Here is a 1,042-nt window from a genome sequence, read left to right on the forward strand (position 1 = left end):
TAGGTCGTGTTTAGAAAGTGGTGTTGGACAGGGCTCGCAGCCAGATGTCGATCGTGGCGACTTGGATGGTGGCTTGGTAGCGGACGGCGAGCTTGTCGTAGCGGGTGGCCACCGCCCGATGTTGCTTGAGCAGGTTGATGCCGCATTCCACGGCGTGGCGCTGTCGGTAGGCGTCGGGGTCGAACGCCGGTGGTCGTCCGCCGGCCGAGCCCTTGGCCTTGCGGTGGGCCTGCTGGTCGTCCTTGACCGGGATGGTCGCCCGGATGCCCCGGCGCCGCAGGTAGGCCCGGTTGGCGCGGGAGCTGTAAGCCTTGTCGGCCAGGACACGCTCGGGCCGGGTCCGCGGGCGTCCCGGCCCGAGCCTGGCGACCCGCACCCGCTCCAGCACCGCGGTGAACTGCGGACTGTCGCCGCACTGCCCACCCGTCAGCAGCACCGCCATCGGCTTGCGGCCCTGCTCTGCGGCCAGATGGATCTTGGTGGTCAGGCCGCCCCGGGAGCGGCCCAGCCCATGATCCGGTGGTTCTGGGCGGCCGATCCCGCCGGGCGGCTCGGCCTGGGCGGCGGCATCGTGGCGGGCGCCCGCGGCATGCTGGTGCGCCCGGCAGACGGTGGAGTCCACCGACACCCACCACCCGACCAGCCCCGCGGCGTCGGCGAAGGCCAGCAGCCTCGCCCAGATCAGCGGCCACACCCCAGCACGCTGCCAGCACCGAAACAGCCCGTAGACCGACTGCCAGTGCCCGTACCGCTCGGGCACATCCCGCCATGGCGCACCAGCCCGTACCCGCCACCGCACGCCGTCCACCAACTGCCTGCGCGTCCATTTGCGAGGTCGCCCCGGCCGCTTGGGACGGGGAAGCAGCGGCCCCAGCACCCGCCACTGCCGGTCGGTCAGATCTTTGCGCGCTCCAATCGATACCCTGGCCACCGAGGTCTCCGTGTAGATGGTCTTCTTGGTCGTTGATCCATCTACCGGAGACCTCACTCATCTCCAGACACGACATGCCGACCCGGGACAAGACTTCTTAAACACGGCCTA

At 69.9% G+C, this 1,042-nt stretch carries 1 protein-coding gene; it reads right to left on the bottom strand.

The window, feature by feature from the left end; translation table 11 throughout:
* Nucleotides 1-10 precede the first annotated feature (10 nt).
* On the bottom strand, nt 11-931 hold the full coding sequence (locus QSK21_RS35855) for an IS5 family transposase (RefSeq protein ID WP_285702213.1): 921 nt from the start codon (nt 929-931) through the stop codon (nt 11-13).
* Between the last annotated feature and the right edge of the window lie 111 nt (nt 932-1,042).

Origin of the sequence: Actinomadura sp. NBRC 104412 (assembly GCF_030269515.1) — a bacterium.
Classification (GTDB): Bacteria; Actinomycetota; Actinomycetes; order Streptosporangiales; family Streptosporangiaceae; genus Spirillospora.